Genomic DNA, 20,184 nt, shown 5'->3' with positions numbered 1-20,184 from the left:
CTACCGTGAGACTTAGTATCATGGTACTTTCGTCGTTCTGCAACAACTTCTTAGTTGATGATTTCAAGGACACTTGTTGCTGACCGACCTCACATGTCCTTTCCAGAATAGGGGAGCAAAATGAACTCTCCCGAATCGATTCGAGTACGATCAGAGCATCTTCGTATTGGTAGCAGACTTAGGCATTCTGCGTTGGACGAAAACGACGCCTTGGTCCTGACGGCGTCGACGGAGATATCTGAGTCGCTTAAACAGGACTTGACTGATCGCCAGATACTCGACGTCTTCTTGCACCCGGAGGACGCCTCTGCCATGTTCTCCTCTCCTAGGAGATCTCAGTCGCCAGATTCGGCTTCAAGGGATTCTAAGGGAGGCGATCCCTCGAAGGAATTTCCTCTTGAATCGATTACGCTTGTCAGTCAGCAAATCACTGAGCAACTGGAAGCTTTTGCTGCCAAGATACCAGCGGCTGTCGAAAACGTGGGGCCTCCTCTCAGGGAACGCGCCAATCGCATTGGCTGTGAGCCCTATAATCAGCATCAACAGGAACTTCTAACGGAGCAGTTTGCCACCACGAAAAAACTTATGGATACGATGATCCGCCATGCGGTCGCTGGCTTAAGTCAGGACAATCGGGCGATCCATACGGTAGCACGTAGGGCAAGTTCAGAATTGATACGAGACTCCGACCAGGCGTACTCTGCCTCTGCGGAAGTATCACAGAATCCCGGGCTGACTGACCGAGCTATCCGAACTTCGGTCTTGGCCATGGCTATTGCGATTGAAATGGGTTGGGACGAAAACCTCGTTCGTGAAGTAGGCGAATGCGGGCTGGTGCATGACTGGGGAATGCACCGACTACCCGAAGAGATACGCAACAAGAAGTCCGAACTGACTCAATCAGAAAGAAAGCTAGTCGCTCAACATCCGCTGCATACCTTTGACCTCCTAAGCAAAATGCAGAACATTCCCGATGGAGTGCGAATTGCAGCAGCACAGGTTCATGAAAAACTAGACGGCACAGGTTATCCAAGGGGACTAATGGGCGGACAGATCCACCCCTATGCCAAGATTCTTCACATCGCCGATACCTACGTCGCTCTGACAGAAGAAACTTGGGGCCGTCCGGCATACATTCCATACGATGTAATGACTTATCTCTTAAGCCAGGTAAGACTCAATACTATTAGCTCTGAAGTCATGAAAGCAATGCTGGAAGTGGTGTCCTTGTTTCCTATTGGTAGCCATGTTGAATTGACTGACGGAACCGAAGCACGTGTTATTCGTCGAGGACAAGGTCTTTATACAGAACCTGTCGTGCAGCGACTTGATAAGAATCGAAGTTTGCGAAAAGATGCAGCCCACGATTTATTAGTGGATATAGCTAATTCCAACGTCAAAGTCAGTGCTCCCCTTCCTCACCCAGCACGGGAAGAACGACGGCTGGACCAGGCGGCAATTCAGGAGATGCCACCAATTTAACCGATCCCCAGAAGCAATGACTATCCACGAAACTGCTGCAAGACATAGCCAAGAACAAACAAGCCTACCGAGAGCAAGAGAAACTGTAGCATTTTACCAGTCGAGATATTCTCGCTCAGTTGGGCGGCCATAGCCAAGGGTGGAATGATGAGGCCAGCAAGTTGTAAGATTCGTGCAAGTTTAACCATTTACGAAACCTAACGAGTTAAGCAGCTTCTCGCAAGTTCTTCACTGGAAGTGCCACATGGTCGCAACTCCTCCCACAGAACCTACACGGCCCGCACTCGGCATTTTGTTGCGACGTGCCTTACGGCTTAAATGCCCGGCGTGTGGGGAGCACAAGATCTTTCGCAGCTTGCTCACGATGGAAGACGCATGCCCGGCATGCGGACGCAATTTCGACCGCGCACCGGGGTATCTCTTGGGCTCGATCTACTTCAACTACGGTGTTACGGCCATGCTGGTCGTAATACTCTTTTTCTCCTTGTTCTTCAGCAAGACACTCACTGGCAATCAATTACTCTGGGTATTGAGCGGTTTTGGCTTGCTGTTTCCTCTATGGTTTTTCCGATATGCACGTGCACTCTGGATCGCCTTCGACGAGCGCTGGGATCCCTGGCCGAACGAGGAGGAGCAAAGACGCTTGGCATCTTCAAATGGCCGAGCTGCTCGCTCAGAATAAACTTGTGATCGCTCAGAGTAGGAGTCCCAGAAATGTCACAAGTCGCATGAGATCTTGTAAACCGTACTGCAAACGGAGCTCTGTGTGAACCAGTAGTGCCATAGGGGAGAAAAAAACTCGATGAACTGATTTCCCTCAAAGGTACTGTCGCTGGGACCGGCTAAGCAATTCATGGCCTATGGGCATTATAGAGCGCGTGTCTGGCGAATCAGATTCAAGAGTGACCGGGAGACTCAAATGGATGAACCGCTTATTCTTGGCTATCGCTTTTAAAGAAACTGCGTCCTAAGAGTAGAAGCAGGAAAAGTACTTGCGCCATCGCGGTCGCCGCATTTGCCACGTAGGTCATCGCTGCCGCAAAGAGTACCTTGCTGGCTCCTGCGCGATCTTCTGGGCTGGTGAATCCCATGGATTCCAATTCCTCCTTTGCCCGGGTGCTGGCATTGAATTCGATCGGCAGAGAGAGTACTTGAAACATCAAGGCCACTCCGAATCCGAGTAGGCCGTAGTGAACCAAAGACGGCGAACCGATGAAACTCCCAATAATTGCCGCCCAAGGACCGTACTGGGCACCGAGTGTGGCGATTGGCAGCACCATGTACCGCAGTTGCATTGGTCCATAACGGTCCTGGTCCTGAAGTGCGTGCCCGGTCTCGTGGGCGGCAATGGCAGCACTGGCAATGCTCGGCTCACGATAAATCTGGCCTGAGAGGGCAATATGTTTTTTTCGTGGGTCGTAGTGGTCGGTCAATTTTCCTTTTTGTTCGAGGACTCGAATAGAGGACAACTGATGCGACTGCAAAAGGTGTCGCGCCACTTCCGCACCTGAGAGATTCAAGGAGTTTTGAATGCGGCTCCACTTGGTATAGGTTCGACGCAGCCACGCTTGAATCGCAAGAGATAGCAGGAAGCCGGCACCGATGATCAGATAATAAGCTCCTAGCATATGTGCCTCAAACAATCAGGAGCATTCATGGAGGTAGACACTATGACTGAGGATGCCAATCTGCTAGCCATGCGGAGTACGCACCCTACATCGCTGATAGAGGAGCTTGCGGTTAACGGAGGGTCTTGTTGAGGAAATCGATAGTGCGTTGCCAGGCGAGGTTGGCAGCTTGTTCGTCGTAGCGAGGGGTGGTGTCGTTGTGGAAGCCGTGGTTGACGCCTTCGTACATGTAGGCTGTGTGAGTAACGCCTGCCTCTTTCATCGCTTTCTCATAAGCTGGCCAGCCAGCATTGATGCGTTCGTCGAGGCCAGCATTGTGGATGAGCAAGTCGGCTTTGATTTTCGAGACATCCTCGGCTTCGGGCTGGCGACCGTAAAAGGGGACAGCGGCGGCGATCACATTGGGGAGCATCACAGCAAGTGCGTTCGCAATGCCGCCCCCGTAGCAGAATCCGATGACTCCTACTTTGCCGGTCGAACGTTTGTACGTTTGGAGTATTTTGGCAGCTGCGATGAAATCCTCGGTCATTTCTCTGCCGTCGCGTTTTTGTTGCATTGTGCGACCTTCGTCGTCGCTACCAGGGTAACCTCCAAGCGGTGTAAGAGCATCGGGGGCGAATGCGAGAAACCCCGCGATGGCCAAGCGGCGTGTGACGTCCTCGATGTAGGGATTTAAGCCGCGGTTTTCATGGATGACTAAGACAGCGGGAAATCTGTCTCCTTCGGCAGGGTATGCCAAGTAGCCCTGCATTAAGCCGGCGCCTTTGGGTGACGCGTAGTCGAGAGTTTCGGTCTTGATGCGCGCGTCATCGGGAGCGACTTGTTGGGCCCAAGAGTAGTTCGGACTCAGGCTTTCGATGATTGCGCTTACGGTAAGACCGCCGATGGCAAATTTGGAGGCCTGCTCAGCGAAGCCGCGGCGAGTAATCCTTCCATGGGCGTAGTCGTCATAGAGATTGAGCAACTCTTGGTCGAAATCAGAGGCTTGTTTGCGAGTCATGATGGGTGGCTCGTAGTTAGTGGTGAGCGAACGGGCAATCGAGATGCAGGTTGTTGCTATTTGTCGGTGGAGAACTTCCATACGGTTTTCGAATCGTAGGTTTCACCGGGTTGTAGTATTGTGTTGGGGAAGTTCGGTTGGTTCGGGCTATCGGGAAAGTGTTGTGTTTCGAGGACAAAGCCGCCACGATAGTCGTAGGGTTTGCCACTCTTCCCTTTCAGATTGCCTTTCAAAAAATTGCCACAGTAGAACTGAACTCCGGGCTCGGTAGATAGCACTTCAAGTACCCGGCCTGAAGTCGGTTCCACCACGCGGGCAGCAAGATCCAGTTCGCCATCTTCTTTCTTACGATTGAGGACCCAGTTGTGGTCGTAGCCGCCACCAAATTTGAGCTGCTCGTCGGTTTGATCTATATCGCGGCCGATTTTCTTGGCCTCGCGGAAGTCGAATGCCGTACCATCGACTGGTGCTAATTCTCCTGTGGGAATGAGAGTGGCGTCGACCGGAGTATAGCGCAGCGCGTTGATCACTAACTCGTGATCGAGGATTGTGCCCTCGCCTTCTCCTTTGAGATTGAAGTAGGCGTGTTGCGTGAGATTCACTGGAGTTGCTTTGTCAGTGGTCGCGTGATAGTCGATCACGATCTCATTGTCATCAGTGAGGGTGTACTTGACACTCACACTGAGATTGCCTGGATAACCTTCCTCCATATCCTTGGCAAGGTAGCTAAATTTAACCCCTTTGTCGCCAACCATTTCTGCATACCATACAACTTTATCGAACCCGATGTTGCCACCATGAAGAGTGTTCACGCCATTGTTGAGCGCGAGAGTGTATTCGGTGCCCTCGAGAGTAAATTTGCCTTTGGCGATGCGATTGCCAAAGCGACCGACCACCGCGCCGAAGTAGGGCTTATCGACGGCATTCATGTAGCCGGAGACATCATCATAGCCCAGGGTAATGTCGGCGATTTTCCCATTGCGGTCGGGGACCTCGATTGTGGTGATAATCGCACCATAGTTTGTCGCCTTGACCACCATGCCGTTGCTATTAGTCAGTGTGAATAGTTCTATAGAGTCGAAGTCTGCGACTTTTACTTCTGCGGAAACAAGAGAAGCGTTGAGGGTTAGCAGGAGTGTGCATAAGAATAAAAGTCTTGGCATTTGGAAACTCTCAAAGATAGGGGTGGTAGCTTGCAATAGAACCGGCGATTTCCGCACAAATGAAAAGTGGCATCAATTCCTATTTTTCGTTTCTTCATGGCTTTCGCAAGTACCAATGTCTGCGATAATTGAAGATTCTGCTGCAGTCGAGTTACTCTGGACAAATCATGATTGAAATAAACCAACAACTTCAAGCTTCCGACCTCTTGCCTCGACTGGATGTTTTTTGGGAGGCCTCGGCCAATGCGATCGATGCGATAGAAGGAAGTTGTCCGCCAGGTTCGGCCTCGCCGGTGTTTACAGTGGCTGGCAGGTACACAGCCAAAGGTTGGACCGAGTGGACACAAGGATTTCAATACGGTTCGGCACTTCTGCAATTCGATGCGAGCAATGACACTCGCTATTTGGAGTTGGGTAGGGAACGCACAACCGAAGTAATGGCACCGCATTTAACGCACGTGGGGGTCCATGATCATGGCTTCAATAACGTGAGTACATATGGCAACCTGTGGCGGCTGATGAACGAAGGTCGGATCGCTGAAAATGCATCGGAACGTAGTTTTTATGAACTTGCCTTGAAGGTTACTGGTGCTGTGCAGGCAGCTCGATGGTCGGCCACGCTTGATGGGGGAGGGTACATCTACTCTTTCAATGGACCGCAATCACTTTTCGTCGATACGATTCGAACTTGTCGGGCTTTGGCACTTTCGCATCAGTTGGGGCACGCGTTGATTGGTGAGCGTGACGAAAAGCATTCGCTACTTGTGCGGCTCGTGCAACATGCCAATGCAACTGCCAGATACAATATTTGGTACGACGAAGGTCGTGATATTTATGATCTCTGGGGTCGCACTGCGCATGAATCCGTATTCAACACCAACAACGGCGAGTATCGTTGCCCCTCCACTCAGCAAGGATATTCGGGCTTCACCACGTGGACACGCGGACTCGCGTGGGCGATGGTTGGTTTTCCTGAACAGTTGGAGTGGCTTACCACACGCGAGGATGAAGAACTTGAAAGCGTCGGCGACCGTGCGGCAGTCGAGGCGATTTTCTTGAAAGCCGCTCGTGCGACTTGTGATTTCTATCTAGAGCATACGCCTGTGTGTGGGGTGCCTTATTGGGATACGGGAGCTCCCGGGTTGGCTCAAATGGGGAATTATTTGGAACGACCGGCCGACCCGTTCAATGATTTTGAGCCGGTCGATAGTTCGGCTGCTGCGATAGGAGCCCAAGGTTTATTGCGACTGGGGAACTATCTGTTGTCGCAGGGTGACGAAGCAGGAATACGTTATCGACAGGCAGGTTTGACGGTGGCCGAGACCTTGCTCGATGACCTCTATCTATCGACCGATCCTCGGCACGAGGGTCTGCTCTTGCATTCGGTATATCACCGCCCCAATGGATGGGACTACATCCCACCAAAACGAAAGGTTCCCTGTGGCGAGTCGAGTATGTGGGGAGATTACCACATGCGCGAGTTGGTCTTGATGCTTGGCCGTGAGGCCAAGGGGCAGCCTTACTACACTTTCTTTGGTCCTGTCGAGAAGTGAGTTGAAATTATGCCAAAGTCGGCACCCAAAAAGGATACGCCAAAGAAGGTTGCACTGGTAACCGGGGGGTCGCGTGGAATTGGCTTAGGGATCGCCCGACAGCTTGCGCAGGATGGGTTCAACTTAGTAGTGAATGGCAGACGAGAGGAAGCTGCAGTAGCTGATGCTCTGGAAGAATTAGAAGCTCTTGGTGCGATGGTGTTATATTGCCAGGCGGACGTGGCGGATGCCGACGGCCGCGCTGAGATGCTTAATTCGATTCGCTCTCGCTTTAGTCGGCTCGATGTGTTGGTCAACAACGCGGGAGTTGCTCCCGAAACGCGGGCTGATCTCTTGGATGCGACCGAGGAGAGTTTTGACCGTTTAATCGGGATCAATCTCCGCGGCCCTTACTTTCTAACTCAAGAAGTTGCACGCTGGATGATCGAACAGCGCAAAACAGATAACTCGTTGTCGGGTGTGATCGTGAACATCACCTCGATATCCGCGACGCTGGCCTCGGTCAATCGAGGGGATTATTGCATTTCGAAAGCCGGTGTGGCGATGGCGACGCAACTGTGGGCGGTGCGACTGGCGGAATTTGGCATTCAGGTTTTCGAGGTACGTCCCGGGGTTATTCTGACGGATATGACAAGCTCGGTAAGTGAAGTTTATGAGAAGAAAATTGCCGAGGGACTTACGCTCGATCCCCGCTGGGGCACTCCCGAGGACGTGGGGAGGGCAGTGGCGATGCTCGCTCGAGGAGAATTGCCATATGCGACGGGAAACGTGCTGATCGTGGATGGTGGATTGACCGTGCCGAGGTTATAAATGCGGCACTTCGTTTCAGGCGAGTAGATTGGGCAGTGCCCATCACTAGTATTATTAAGATTTTCGAAAGGCTTTTTATAGATGGTCGCTTTGGACTGGATGGTGGTTGCCGGGTACTTTGCACTCTTGTTGGTACTGGCGTGGTGGGTGATCAACAAGAGCAAGAATACCTCGAGCGACTACTTTCTGGCGGGTCATAGTCTAGGCTGGTTCATTGTCGGGGCTTCTATTTTTGCCTCGAATATTGGTTCCGAGCATCTGGTTGGATTAGCGGGATCGGGGGCGACAGACGGAGTGGCGCTCGCCCACTATGAACTCCATGCGTGGTGTTTGCTTGTGCTAGCCTGGGTACTAGTGCCGTTTTATTCACGGTCGCGCGTGTTCACCATGCCGGAATTTCTTGAAAGGCGATTCTCGCCGGCCTCGCGGTATGTACTGTCGATCATTTCGTTAGTGGCTTATATCGTGACGAAGATCGCCGTAGGCATTTTTGCGGGAGGGATTGTATTTGGCGTGTTGTTACCCGAGATGCGATTGGGGCCCTTCGATAGTTTTTGGATCGGATCGATTCTGGTACTCGTGATTACGGGTATCTATACAACCTTAGGTGGGTTTCGCGCGGTCGCTTACACCGAGGCATTGCAGACATTTATTCTGATCGCTGGTTCAGCGATGGTGACCTACTACGGGTTGGAGCATATTGGGGGCTGGGCTGCTCTGAGGGAAAACCTAGGAAGCGAAGCGTTCAATCTGTGGAAACCGCTAGTCCCCGCTGGGGTGGAAGGGACCTGGGCGCCGGTGGAAGTCGTTAACGAAGCGGGGCAGCTTACCAAGCAGGCCTGGTACTTCAACGGCAACTACCCTTGGCTGGGGATGCTTTTCTGTGCGCCGATTATTGGGCTCTGGTATTGGTGTACCGACCAATACATTGTTCAACGAGCACTGGGGGCAGACAGCGAGACCAATGCACGGCGAGGAAGCATTTTTGCCGGGCTTCTCAAATTGCTGCCGGTCTTTATCTTTATCGTGCCAGGCATGATCTGTCTGGCACTGGCCAAGTCGGGTGACATTGAAGGGTTGCGCTCGTTGGTTGATAGCGAGGGGGAAGTGGTCCGCGATCAGGCTCAGGCAGCGTTTCCATTGATGGTGCAGCATGTGCTCCCTGCTGGAGTGCGCGGTATCGTTGTTGCAGGGTTGCTCTCGGCATTAATGAGCTCACTAGCAGGTGTGTTCAATGCCTGTTCGACGCTTTTCACAATCGATCTCTATTCCAAGAAATATCCCAATGCATCGGAAGCAGACTTGGTTCGCATCGGTCGTCGGGCCACTTTGGCAATGGTGTTGGTGGGACTCGCTTGGATACCGGTCATTAAAGGCTCGCGAGGGTTGTACGACTACTTGCAGTCGGTACAAGGGTATTTGGCCCCGCCAATTTTTGTCGTGTTCTTTCTCGGTATCTTCTGGAAACGACTAAACGCGCAGGGCTGTTTGTGGGCATTGATCGTTGGGTTTCTAATGGGCATATTTCGACTGGCCGTGGATACGCTGCCAAAGGTCAAGGAGGGATTTGAGTACACCGAAGGCTCGCTCTTTTGGATCGTCAATAAGATTTACTTCCAGTATTTCAGTTTATTGATCTTCATTGTTAGCTCGGTGGTGATGATCGTCGTGAGCCTAATGACCCGGGCGCCAGACTACGAGCGAATCAGTGGCATTACCTACGGGACGCTGACCGATGCCCAGAGAAGCGAAACTCGGAGCAGTTGGTCGATGCTGGATGTAGTGGCGTCCGTGGCATTGGTCGCGTCGATTTTGGTGGCTTATTTGTTCTTCAGGGGGTAATGCGGAAGTTGAGTGAGCTATCCTGGCAGCCATTGCGTACCTAAATCCTTTAACTCTGCTTAGTTAACTTGTTTCTCGCTGAGTTGACCGCCCCCCCAGGCGTACTTAAACTAAAGGGTTTAGGGGACTTCGGTCGATTTTCGCCTTCTCGGACAACAGGCCAAACCTATCCCAGGATGTTGAACTCGGAACTTGCGCTGCTATGCTTGCCAAACGTGTGATCCCTTGCCTGGATGTAGACCGTGGACGGGTAGTAAAGGGCACCAATTTTGTGAAGCTCCGCGATGCAGGGGACCCTGTAGAAGTTGCTTCTCGATACGAGCAGGAAGGGGCTGATGAATTGGTTTTTCTTGATATTTGCGCCAGCCATGAGGGGCGCGATATCATGCTCGACGTAGTTCGGCGCACGGCCGAACAGGTATTCATGCCTCTAACGGTGGGTGGAGGAATTCGCAACCTGGATGATATCCGGCAACTGCTGCTCGCCGGGTGTGACAAGGTTTCCATCAATTCGGCGGCAGTGCGGGACCCGGAATTTGTCCGCGCAGCTGCACTTCGTTTTGGCAAGCAGTGTATCGTGGTAAATATTGATCCCAAGCGTGTGATGCACGAGGGACGTGAACTGTGGGAAGTATTTATCAATGGAGGCCGTGTTGGCACTGGTCTTGAGGCCGTCGACTGGGCGCGGCAGGTTGAGAGTCTTGGTGCAGGTGAGATCGTCTTAACAAGTATGGATGCGGACGGTACCAAGGACGGCTACGACTTGGAGATCACGTCGGCAGTGTCGGAAGCAGTATCGGTCCCAGTGGTTGCTAGTGGTGGGGCTGGGTGCCCGCAGCATTTGGCAGACGCCGTGACGATTGGCAAAGCGGATGCGGCGTTGGCGGCAAGTATATTTCACTTCGGCGAGTTTTCTATTCAGGAAACGAAGCGAGTGATGGCTGATTGTGGCGTGAACGTGCGAATGGCGGCTTGAGTAAATAGGTATCGGCGGAGGACATGATGGCAAAATCCCCCAGTCAATCTTCGATCAACGAATCGGACTACGATAGTTTTGTAGCCCGGCATCAAGAATTAGAAGTCAACAAGCTCTTCCGCGCATGTGTGAAACTCGAGGCGAGCGATTTGCATCTCAAAGTGGGTCGACCACCCATGGTACGCGTCGATGGTTCGCTGCGGCCGATGAATCGTGAGCCGATCGACGACGAAGAGATGGTTCGGCTTTGTTTTCCACTGATGAACGAGCGGAGCCGCAAGATTTTCGACCATGATGGGGGTGCCGACTTTGCCCATATGTGTGACGTGGATGGCACAAGTTGGCGGTTTCGCGTCAATTTGCTGCAGCAACTGGGACACATCGGAATGGTGGCACGGCGAGTGAATAGTTGGATCCCCAACTTCGAGGGTCTCAACTTGCCCCCTTCGATGGAGCGTCTTTGTACCTTCGACCAAGGAATGATTTTGCTGGCTGGGGTGACCGGTTCGGGAAAGAGTACTACCATCGCCTCGATGCTCAACTGGATCAACGCCCGTTACCGCAAACATATCTTAACTCTCGAGGACCCGATCGAATTCGTGTTTACCGAGGACAAATGTCTCATCAACCAGCGCGAAATCGGCCTGGATGTGGTCGACTTTGAGATTGGCATGAAGCACGCCGTGCGCGAAGATCCCGACGTGATGCTCGTGGGCGAAATGCGTGACAAGGAAACCTTCATGACGGCGATTCATGCTGCCGAGACGGGTCACTTGGTCTTTGGAACTATTCACGCTAGTACCGCGGCGTCGACGATCGGACGTATTTTGGATCTCTTTCCTCAGGATATGCACAGTGCCCTTCGGAGTGCGATTGCCATGAACATGCGGGGCATCGTCGCTCAGAAGTTGCTCAAGTCGATCAAGCCAGGTGTCGGTCGAGTGCCGACGGTGGAAATTATGACCTTCTCGCCCACCGTACAGAAGCTGGTTCTGGAAGAAGAAGATCATCGTCTCAATGGAGCGATCCGCGTCGGTAAAGAAGACGGCATGCAGAATTTCACACAGAGTTTGAAAAAGTTGGTAGACGATCAGCTGATCGACCGTGAGGTCGCGTTGGAGGTTGCTCCTAATCGCGAAGAATTGAAGATGGCACTTAAGGGAATCGACGTTTCGCAAGGCGGTATGATTTGATGCTGAAATTGACCAGAATTGTTTCACCGAGCGCAGCCTCGTTATTATTGTGTATTTTCGTGCAGACTTGGCTGACACCCGGTTCAGTCTGGGCTCAGACCAGTTTGGGTGAATTGGGAGCTACTCAGGCGATCGGCAACGAATTGGATACTGGCGCCGCACGGCGTGGCGGTGCAAACAATGATCAACCTGCCGAGGGTTCTGAACCGGCGTTGACCAATCCCAATGCCTCCAGTGGGAACGCGACGCCCGATTTTTCTCAGCGAGCTCTCACCCTAAGTTTCAATCTGGGGGTGCTTCTTAAATTGATTGGGCTCGTAGTGATTTTTTGGATGTGGGTTGCAGCGGGGGATTGGGTCAATCGTGATTGCCAGATCCATGGACTTGGCTGGCATAAGTGGAGCCTCATCTATTACTTGCCTTTTGTGCTTCTAACGGTGCTGATGTTTTTCCTTCCGGCGCCGACATGGCTACGAGCGCTCTTGATGTTTGTTGCTTTCGTAGCCTCCTGGGTGCCATATGTGCTAGTACACAATAAGAATGTCGAACCCCACGAGACGGTTCTAACGAGTTCTTGGTGGAGGTATGCGATAGCTACTACTCTAAGTAGTGTTGGCATCAAGATGAGTTCCGAACGCAAGGCGGACTATGAAAAGGGAGCCCCTGTCGAACTAATGGCAATGGGGGCAGAAGATCTTTCGACGAATAATGCGAATTTACTCGCAGCACGCCAATCACCGGGGTATCTGCTGCTCAAAGACGCGGTGGCTGAACTTGTACAGCGCCGAGCCGATAAACTCATGCTCGACTACACTCAGCAGGGCGTTACGGTGCGCCATGAGATAGATGGAGTCTGGCACAACGGTGAACCACGTGACCGCGAGTCGAGTGATGTGATGCTGGCGGTGATCAAGACTCTAGCAAATTTGAATGTCAAAGATCGCAAGAACAAACAGCAAGGCCAATTTGGTGCAAAATATGAAGGGAAGACATATATCTGTCCGGTGGTATCCCAGGGAGTTGCCACTGGCGAACGCGTTGTAGTGACTCGAATCGGCGAGAAGCAGAATATGGTGCACTACGATGATCTCGGAATGCGCGAGGGCCTGCAGAAGCAATGGGCCGAGCTAATGGGTGCTGAAGCCGGTTTGGTGATCTTCTCCTCACTCCCTGGTGGTGGTTTGAGCACCATGATCAACGTCTCGTTGGAGGAGACGGATCGGCTGATGAGAGATTTCGTCGCAATCGAGGAGGTCTCTAATCGTGAGCATGACATACAGAATATCTCAGTCACGACGTACGATGCGTCCAAGGGGGAAACCCCGGCGTCAATTCTTCCAACACTGATTCGTACCTATCCCAACGTTTACGTCTTGCGAGATATGACAGATGTAGAGACTGCGAAATTGCTGTTTAAAGAAGTGCAGGATGAACATCTTGTCGTGACAAGTATTCGAGCGAAAGAAGCTGCTGAGGCATTGCTGCGATTTTTGCAGTTGAAAATGCCCCCCAAAGAGTTTGCGAAGGTTACTAAGGGAGTGCTGTACCAACGGTTGATTCGCAAATTGTGTCCCGACTGTAAGGTGGGGTATACTCCGCCGTCAGATGTGCTTCGTAAGCTTGGCATTCCGGCTGGCAAAGTAGAACAGCTCTATCGGCCACCAAAAGGGGATGAGATTGAAAAACCGTGCAAGGCTTGCCAGGGTCTGGGCTATCTTGGTCGTACGGGATTATTTGAATTGCTTGTCGTGAACGACAAGATACGGGAAATCCTGATCAAGCAACCCAAACTCCCCTTGTTGAAGGAAGCAGCCCGGGCCTCTCGGCAACGTTCTCTGCAAGAAGAGGGAGTCTTGTTGGTAGCACAAGGAACCACGTCATTGCAAGAGTTGACGAGAGTGTTGAAACAATGACCGATACGGTGTAGTCGACTAAACCCAAAATTGATTTAAATTCCTAGGTAATTCTTATGTTGTACCTTGCCATCTTGATCTGTGCATTGTTGTTCGCTGGTGTTGCGATGACGGTAAACGAAGGGCTGTGGAGCAATGCTATTGCACTGATTAGTGTTATGCTAGGTGGCCTGTTTGGTATCTTCATTGGAGTGCCGGCGGGAAATTTTCTTGGGGAACAGGCGGGCAAGGGTCCAGACAACGCTTGGTATTTTGTGTTTGCGGGAGTGTGGGGTGTGTTTACGGTATCAGTACTGGTGATTCGAATCGTGGCAGATCGTACATCGCGGACCAAGATGCGATTTATCCCACTGGTAGACAAAATTGGCGGTCCGTTAGTGGGGGTTTTTGTCGCTGTCATGTTTGCCAGTTTCGCCGCCTACACGCTCGATCGCATCGCGATAAAGGCTGGCGAATGGAAATACTCCGATAGTCCTGGTTTTGCCCAAAGTGTCTTTACCTATGCTCGGGCGCCTTTTTGGAATGTCGCGAATTCGTTTGCCTCTGCAGAGGGCATTGACAAGACATTTACTGCGAGCAATCCCTAGACTTGTTCTGACAGAATTCATAGATCCTGCTTTTTCAAAGTCGGTCCTACAGTGAGCTACTTTCCGCAGTGGAGCAGATAATATGGACGCTTATGACGCAGACGAACTTATTTCGTATCGCTCTCTGAGTAGCCTGGCAATCTTGGCCTTAGTTCTTGGGTTGTTGTCTCCATTGGCTTTGATGGTTCCGTTGTTTCTAGTCCTCCCCATGATGGGTATAGCAGTGGCATTGTTGGCATGCGTCAGCATTCGATCTCACGCGGAAACACTTTCGGGTATGAACATTGCCAAGTTGGCACTTTTTCTTTCAGTTTTCTGTCTTGTGGCCGCACCTGTGAAAACGCTGGTCCGTTCTCAACTCTTCCAGCGGCAGGCCGATCAAGCGGCACGGCAGTGGCTCGATACAATTGTCGAAGGAAATATCTCGGGAGCCCTTGAGCAGCTTTCCCCTAGGGCGATCGGAGGGCTCGCGAAACCTGACGCAGCACCCGGTAATCCGTCTGCTCCTAAATCATCCAAACCTGCTGTTCAAGATTTTGTCGAAACGTTGAGTGAGGACCACTTCGTTGAGGATCTTCGTGCCCAGGCAAAGGTGGGGGCGATTGAATTTAAGCCAGTTTCGATGAGCGTTGACAGTGGCCGAGCTCAACCAACGGTATCCATCGATTATTCCTTGGACAACAAGAGTGGTTCCTCCTCAGTGCTAGTTCATTGCGTTCGGGTGAACAATCCGACTCTAGGCGAATCGTGGAAGATTGAGGCCTGGAAGCAAGCCGCAGATCATGTGCATTTACACTGATTGCACGTCAATCCCGTGGAGAAGTGAAAGCCGGAACAAGCCGTAGTCCTCTGCAGTGGATTCAGGGACTGCGATGATGGTGGCTTCTCGATTCCGGGACTCCCCCCGTGGCTTATTCACGGCCTCCGCTCAATTACCAAACCCAGGAAAGTAGGATGGGCTTGCAAAGCTTGGTACGTCGCTCGGTATATCGCGTTGCGGGCACAGAAAGCCTAGGTGCTTCCCACGCCTAGCATATTTCTCTTCTCGTCATTTGCCATAGTTTTGCGCAAGATTTTGGCCGCGCGATCTGTTAGAATCGTCGTTGCACACGATTGCGCTGCGCCGATCCTTGGAAATTGAACAGTTACCCCTGCTCAATGCAGCTAATCGCTCCGGTCCCGGCGCCGGATCGGATAGAGATCTGCCTGTCGTTGCCGGTTCGCTGTTTGCTCGAAGCGTTCCGCCTCGTTGTAGGTCAGAGGGGTATTGTATTACATAACAATTGCAGAATCTTCACCAAACCGCTGGAAAACAACAAAAAGACAGGGGGTTTTGTTTTGTGATAAAAGATTTTCACAAAATGGCCGCGAAAGAACTTCCGCCACGGTGCGCAGAATCGAGCTAAGAAGGATCGTCTCGTAGTCGCCCGCAGGATCCATTATCTGGCCGAGCAAAATAGGACAAATTGGGAACAGACTGGTAACACATAGGTAACATGCTTTTCCTAAAGTAACAGCCGTGGAATCCAATTTCTGGGTTTCGGCCGCTAGGGAGTATCCTAGCGGCACCCTTGTTATTTTAGAGTAAAGGAGCAACGTCATGTATTGTTTACGATCCACCCCGAGCCGACTGTGTTGGCTGAATCTAATGGCCAGTGTGGCACTTGTTACTGTCGCGGCACCGGCCAATGCTGCAACTGCGTCGGAGCTATTGGAAAAGGCAATCTACACCGAGGAGACGGTGGGTGACCTGGATCAAGCGATCAAAGTCTATGAACAAGTTGTCGCGGAAGGAAAAGCTGTCGAGAAGGTCGCTGCCCAAGCACAACTGCGGATTGGTTTGATCTATGCCAAGCAAGGAAAAACCGACAAGGCGACGGCGGCATTTCAGGCCGTGATTGACAATTATCCCCAAGCGGAAGATGTCGTCGCCGAAGCGAGAAAGCATTTGCCGAGAGAGCCTCAATTACTCCCCGTGCCGTGGGGAGCAGGAGACGAGTTGCTAATGGAGATGCAACTCCCGAATGGTATGGGAGTCGGACAGCAAATCTATCGCGTTTCAGCAATCGAGAAAGAAGGTCAACCCCATTGGGAATGTCAGACGTGGCAAACTGTTGTGATCAATGGCCAATTGGGCAAAAGTCGCGTGCTGATCAACAAGGAGACCTTTGCTCCCATTGAAAGCACTTGGAAGCACTCCATGCTGGGTCAGGCAACAGGAAGCTACGGCAAGAATGAAGTCGTAATCCAGTTGTCCAACGAAACCGATTCGACGACGCTGAAGTTCAAGGGGCAGGTCTTTGACAACGAGCAGGCTGCGGAAATGTTTCGCCTGCTGCCTCTCAAAGAAGGTTATAAGACGACAGCACAGATCATTTCTACATTGGGAACGACTTTGATTCCGCTGGAAATAGATGTTACGAAACTTGAGACGCTTGAAGTTCCTGCAGGGAATTTTGAGTGCTTTCGGCTTGAGTTGAACATTGGACAGACCTTCTGGATTTCTACGGATGAGCATCGGTACATCGTTCAGTTCCGCGGTGGCGGGGTGACTGCGAGATTGAGCGAGATTCGCGACAGCCCTTTCACAGATAGCACGAATGTAGAGGAACCGAGTTTTTCAGTGACGCTACCACCAAACTGGTTTGCCTACACTCCCAGTGGCGGAGAGAAGGACGCAAGCCCCACTACGACGATTATCGATCCTGATTCAATCGCGAATACGCGTATCGAGGCGGGCCCGCTGGAGCCCATCCGCTCGAAGTTCGACTCGCCTGAGTCTTGGCTAAAAGAGTCGATTGAAAAGTATCGTAACGAGACAGTAGATTTTAAGCTGGATGAGAAAGGGATTGAAACCACCTCGATCGGCGGTCGACCGGCTGCAAGTGCGATTTTCCAATTCAAGGAGGGGAAGAAGTCGATGACAGCGCGGCGGATCACGATCTTTGGCGAAACCTCGGCAGCGAATGTACGATCTGCGGTGGAGACCAAGCAGCTTGAGCAGTGGGAGCCGCAATTCGCAGAGATTTTGTCAACGCTTGAGGTGAAGTAGGATCTCTTCACATGCGAAGCTTCTGGCAATCCAGTTCTGAGAGCGACCGCCTCGCGTGGCCTATCTTGCTGCTTCTGCTGACGGTATTGGTGCCATCCGTAGGAACGGTGTGGATGATGCGCGAGGCGGTACGCAATGAAAGGCTTGCTACCGGGCAGCGACTGACCGAGGCGTATCAGGCGCACCTGCAATCGGCTAGCCAGGCCGTCGAAGATCGCTGGATCGCACAGCTTGAAAAGTTGTCAGAGCAAGTGGGGAAACAAACCCCGGCACAGGCGTTCGCTGATGGGATTTCCAACGGCATCGCCGACAGCTTGCTTGTTCGCGATGACCAAGGTCAGATCGTCTACCCGAACATGGCGACCACGACTACCGAGGAAATGCCAGAGAAAGTCCCTGCGTGGGAGAACGCCGAGCGATTGGAATTCATCGGACAGTGGCACAAGGCAGCCGAGGCATATGCACGAATCGCCGAGGATGTGTACGGGCCGGATGTGGCATCAGCCTGGCAAGCTCAGGTGCGTAGTCTCTTGAAAGGAGACAAACGAATCGAGGCGATTGAGGTGCTGCAGAAGCTGCGTGGGCAAGACGGGCTGCACGACGCGCAAGGAAGATCCTTTGCCGCCGCGGCAGAGTTGCGACTTCTAGAAGTGCTGGACCGCGACACAAAAGCGTGGAACGAAGTTGCCAACAGTCTGCAGCGCCGCCTGGGAGATTACCAACAGAATACTCTGCTGGCCCCACAACGGCGGTTCTTAATGAATGCCCTTCAGGAGTTGGCTTCCGAGCCCCTTAATTGGCCCACGCAACCGGCTGAGGAATTGGCTGCCAGGGCGATTTCAATTTATGAGCCGAGTTTTGCGACGCCACGATTACATCCCACGCCACTCGCCGGAATGTGGAGCTGCGCGTCGCAGGATGGCAGTGTGGTGGGGCTCTATCGTGCCGAGTCACTCCCCGAGCAAATCTTGAAGCTGACAAATGACTTGGCACTGCCGAAAGGCGTGAGCTTTGTCGTCTCGGGTCCCCAAGAATCTTCCGAAGCAATATTGGACACTTCGCTCGGGAAGTCGCTCCCCGGTTGGCGACTTGGGCTGATAGCCGACGGCAATCCCTTCGACGAAACCTCAAAGCAGCGCAAGGCCGTGCATGCCTGGATTGCTCTTTTGGTGGTCGCGGCGACCTGTGTGTTGGGTTGGCTATTGGCATCGACGCTTCAGCGACGGATGCGTCTGGCACAACTCAAGAACGATCTGGTGGCGACAGTTTCCCACGAGCTCAAAACGCCGCTTGCCTCGATTCGCCTCTTAGTCGACACACTTTTGGAATCCGAAAATGGTGAGCCGCGCCAGAGTTCAAAGAACAATGTGCGTGAGTATCTCAAACTCATTTCGCATGAGAATGCGCGGCTTACACGATTAATCGACAATTTTTTGACGTTCTCTCGTTTGGAACGGGACAAACAACGATTTGATTATCAAGTGATCGATGTGTGCGAGGTGATTCAGCAGGCAGCAGCCATTTTTTGCGAACGCTGGGACGACGAGTGTCTGCACGTCGTCGAAGGGACCGAGGCTTTGGTATTGGGCGACAAGGATGCGCTGGTCACGGCCGTGGTAAACCTGTTGGAAAACGCCAGGAAGTATTCGGACGAAAACAGAGAAATTCATCTGACCTCCGCAACCTTGGGCGACCAAGTGACCATCGCCGTACGGGACAACGGCATCGGTATGAGTCCTGGGGCGACGCGCCACGTATTCGATCGATTTTACCAAGTGGACCAACGCGTGGCTCGCAGCGAGGGAGGTTGTGGCTTGGGGTTGAGCATCGTGGCCGCGATCATGCAATCGCACGGTGGTGACGCAAAGGTCAAGAGTCAGCCAGGCGCAGGAAGCACGTTTACTCTTTACTTGCCAAAATTCCACGGGGACACCGCAAAGCAAGCCGCACCAGTTCATGTTGTAACAGTTCCTGCGGAGGACAATCGATGAGTCAAGTAAGTGCGAATCAGAGAGTCTTGATCGTCGAAGACGATGCGACCCTGCTGCGGGGACTGAGCGACAATTTCACCTCGGCCGGTTTCGACGTTCAAACGGCGACCGATGGCGAAGCGGGCATCGCGTATGTCTTGGCCGAGCCTCCTGACCTCGTAGTGCTAGACATCATGCTACCGCGGATTAATGGCTACGATCTCTGCAGACGTGTACGGCAGGCTAAACTTGAGATGCCGATCCTGATGCTTACGGCCAAGGGGCAGGAAGAAGATATCGTTCGCGGCCTGGAACTCGGAGCGGACGATTACATGACCAAGCCGTTCAGCATTCGCGAACTCTTGGCACGAGTAAAGACATTGTTACGTCGCCATGGCAACGAAATGGCTGAGCGCATTGTTATAGGTGACCTGATATTCGATCGCACTTCTCACAATTTGACTCGCGACGGACATGAAATCCCTTTGACCAGCAAGGAATACGCACTGCTGGAATACTTTGCATCACGCCCCCACCGGGCACTTACTCGAGGTGACATCATTAATCATGTGTGGGGGAGGTCAATCATCGTCAACGGCAGGAGCGTCGACCGCTGTGTTGCCACGCTGCGAAGCAAAATCGAGCCCACCCCAAGCCAGCCGCAATTCATTCATACGATTCGCGATGTTGGGTATCGATTTGGACTGCCTGAGTAGAGTATTTCTCGATACTCCAGGAAACTACTTCGGCGCCAGTGGCAAGTTATTGTTTCCTTCATCCGTATCTGATTTACGTGGGATGTTAAACTTTGCGGGTCGCGCAAGTATTCGCGAATACAGGTACTTTTCACCCCGCTTGGCGTAGGAGCCTCGAAGATGCTCGGAGTCATTTTGCGGCTCACGAGAAGCGAGAATCGTCACAATCCTCACGCTTTGCCATTTTTTGAGAGTTATCACTGTTCTTCTCTGAGAATCGTGAAGTACCGGCTCGATTGTCGTTCTTGGCATAGTCGATA

Annotated in this window: 17 protein-coding genes; 13 read left to right on the top strand and 4 right to left on the bottom strand. The window is 52.3% G+C overall.

The genetic code is table 11. From position 1 onward, the window contains the following. Positions 1 to 120 precede the first annotated feature (120 nt). A complete protein-coding gene (locus tag Pr1d_RS18110) occupies positions 121 to 1,482 on the top strand; it encodes an HD-GYP domain-containing protein (RefSeq protein ID WP_148074845.1) in 1,362 nt (453 codons plus the stop codon). A gap of 20 nt (positions 1,483 to 1,502) precedes the next feature. Here Pr1d_RS18110 and Pr1d_RS25845 read toward each other — a convergent pair whose 3' ends face one another. Next, the gene (locus Pr1d_RS25845) at positions 1,503 to 1,670 is read right to left on the bottom strand and encodes a hypothetical protein (RefSeq protein WP_168205332.1); all 168 of its coding nucleotides are present in this window, start codon (positions 1,668 to 1,670) and stop codon (positions 1,503 to 1,505) included. A gap of 56 nt (positions 1,671 to 1,726) precedes the next feature. On the opposite strand from Pr1d_RS25845, the gene Pr1d_RS18105 reads away from it, so the two are divergent. Beyond that, on the top strand, positions 1,727 to 2,164 hold the full coding sequence (locus Pr1d_RS18105; protein WP_148074844.1) for a DUF983 domain-containing protein: 438 nt from the start codon (positions 1,727 to 1,729) through the stop codon (positions 2,162 to 2,164). 250 nt (positions 2,165 to 2,414) lie between these two features. Here the strand turns inward: Pr1d_RS18105 and Pr1d_RS18100 are convergent, their stop codons facing one another. From Pr1d_RS18100 to Pr1d_RS18090, 3 genes are all read right to left on the bottom strand, one after another. Further along, on the bottom strand, positions 2,415 to 3,110 hold the full coding sequence (locus Pr1d_RS18100) for a zinc metallopeptidase (RefSeq protein ID WP_148074843.1): 696 nt from the start codon (positions 3,108 to 3,110) through the stop codon (positions 2,415 to 2,417). Positions 3,111 to 3,222: 112 nt separating this feature from the next. After that, a complete protein-coding gene (locus Pr1d_RS18095) occupies positions 3,223 to 4,110 on the bottom strand; it encodes a dienelactone hydrolase family protein (protein WP_148074842.1) in 888 nt (295 codons plus the stop codon). Positions 4,111 to 4,166: 56 nt separating this feature from the next. Next, a complete protein-coding gene (locus Pr1d_RS18090; protein ID WP_148074841.1) occupies positions 4,167 to 5,273 on the bottom strand; it encodes an aldose epimerase family protein in 1,107 nt (368 codons plus the stop codon). Between the two features lie 167 nt (positions 5,274 to 5,440). Here Pr1d_RS18090 and Pr1d_RS18085 point away from each other — a divergent pair, with 167 nt between their 5' ends. The 11 genes from Pr1d_RS18085 to Pr1d_RS18035 all read left to right on the top strand — a co-directional run bounded on the left by Pr1d_RS18085 (position 5,441) and on the right by Pr1d_RS18035 (position 19,885). After that, the gene (locus Pr1d_RS18085) at positions 5,441 to 6,826 is read left to right on the top strand and encodes a glycoside hydrolase family 88 protein (protein ID WP_148074840.1); all 1,386 of its coding nucleotides are present in this window, start codon (positions 5,441 to 5,443) and stop codon (positions 6,824 to 6,826) included. 9 nt (positions 6,827 to 6,835) lie between these two features. Then, positions 6,836 to 7,636 carry a 3-ketoacyl-ACP reductase gene (locus tag Pr1d_RS18080; RefSeq protein WP_148074839.1) on the top strand — a complete coding sequence of 267 codons (801 nt, stop codon included), beginning with the start codon at positions 6,836 to 6,838 and terminating at the stop codon, positions 7,634 to 7,636. Positions 7,637 to 7,717: 81 nt separating this feature from the next. Then, positions 7,718 to 9,478 carry a sodium:solute symporter gene (locus tag Pr1d_RS18075; protein ID WP_148074838.1) on the top strand — a complete coding sequence of 587 codons (1,761 nt, stop codon included), beginning with the start codon at positions 7,718 to 7,720 and terminating at the stop codon, positions 9,476 to 9,478. A gap of 202 nt (positions 9,479 to 9,680) precedes the next feature. Further along, complete coding sequence (gene hisF, locus Pr1d_RS18070) at positions 9,681 to 10,454, top strand: imidazole glycerol phosphate synthase subunit HisF (RefSeq protein ID WP_148074837.1); 774 nt, start codon at positions 9,681 to 9,683, stop codon at positions 10,452 to 10,454. A gap of 23 nt (positions 10,455 to 10,477) precedes the next feature. Further along, positions 10,478 to 11,647, top strand: a complete 1,170-nt coding sequence (locus Pr1d_RS18065; RefSeq protein WP_148074836.1) for a type IV pilus twitching motility protein PilT — start codon at positions 10,478 to 10,480, stop codon at positions 11,645 to 11,647. Continuing rightward, positions 11,647 to 13,560: an ATPase, T2SS/T4P/T4SS family gene (locus tag Pr1d_RS18060; protein ID WP_148074835.1), complete on the top strand. Its 1,914-nt coding sequence runs from the start codon at positions 11,647 to 11,649 to the stop codon at positions 13,558 to 13,560. Before Pr1d_RS18065 ends, Pr1d_RS18060 begins: the two co-directional genes overlap by 1 nt. A 56-nt stretch (positions 13,561 to 13,616) precedes the next feature. Then, on the top strand, positions 13,617 to 14,147 hold the full coding sequence (locus Pr1d_RS18055; RefSeq protein ID WP_148074834.1) for a CvpA family protein: 531 nt from the start codon (positions 13,617 to 13,619) through the stop codon (positions 14,145 to 14,147). A gap of 82 nt (positions 14,148 to 14,229) precedes the next feature. Next, positions 14,230 to 14,946, top strand: a complete 717-nt coding sequence (locus tag Pr1d_RS18050; RefSeq protein WP_148074833.1) for a hypothetical protein — start codon at positions 14,230 to 14,232, stop codon at positions 14,944 to 14,946. A gap of 801 nt (positions 14,947 to 15,747) precedes the next feature. Continuing rightward, complete coding sequence (locus Pr1d_RS18045; protein WP_238476531.1) at positions 15,748 to 17,199, top strand: DUF3108 domain-containing protein; 1,452 nt, start codon at positions 15,748 to 15,750, stop codon at positions 17,197 to 17,199. 11 nt (positions 17,200 to 17,210) lie between these two features. Continuing rightward, entirely contained in the window at positions 17,211 to 19,190 is a 1,980-nt protein-coding gene (locus Pr1d_RS18040; RefSeq protein ID WP_238476530.1) for a sensor histidine kinase, read from the top strand. Next, on the top strand, positions 19,187 to 19,885 hold the full coding sequence (locus tag Pr1d_RS18035) for a response regulator transcription factor (protein WP_148074832.1): 699 nt from the start codon (positions 19,187 to 19,189) through the stop codon (positions 19,883 to 19,885). The genes Pr1d_RS18040 and Pr1d_RS18035 overlap by 4 nt, the downstream gene beginning before the upstream one ends. The last annotated feature ends 299 nt before the right edge of the window (positions 19,886 to 20,184 follow it).

This window comes from Bythopirellula goksoeyrii (assembly GCF_008065115.1).
Lineage (GTDB): Bacteria > Planctomycetota > Planctomycetia > Pirellulales > Lacipirellulaceae > Bythopirellula > Bythopirellula goksoeyrii.
The sequence above is the reverse complement of the archived record's forward strand: the minus strand, read 5'-3'. Positions and strand labels throughout refer to the sequence as shown.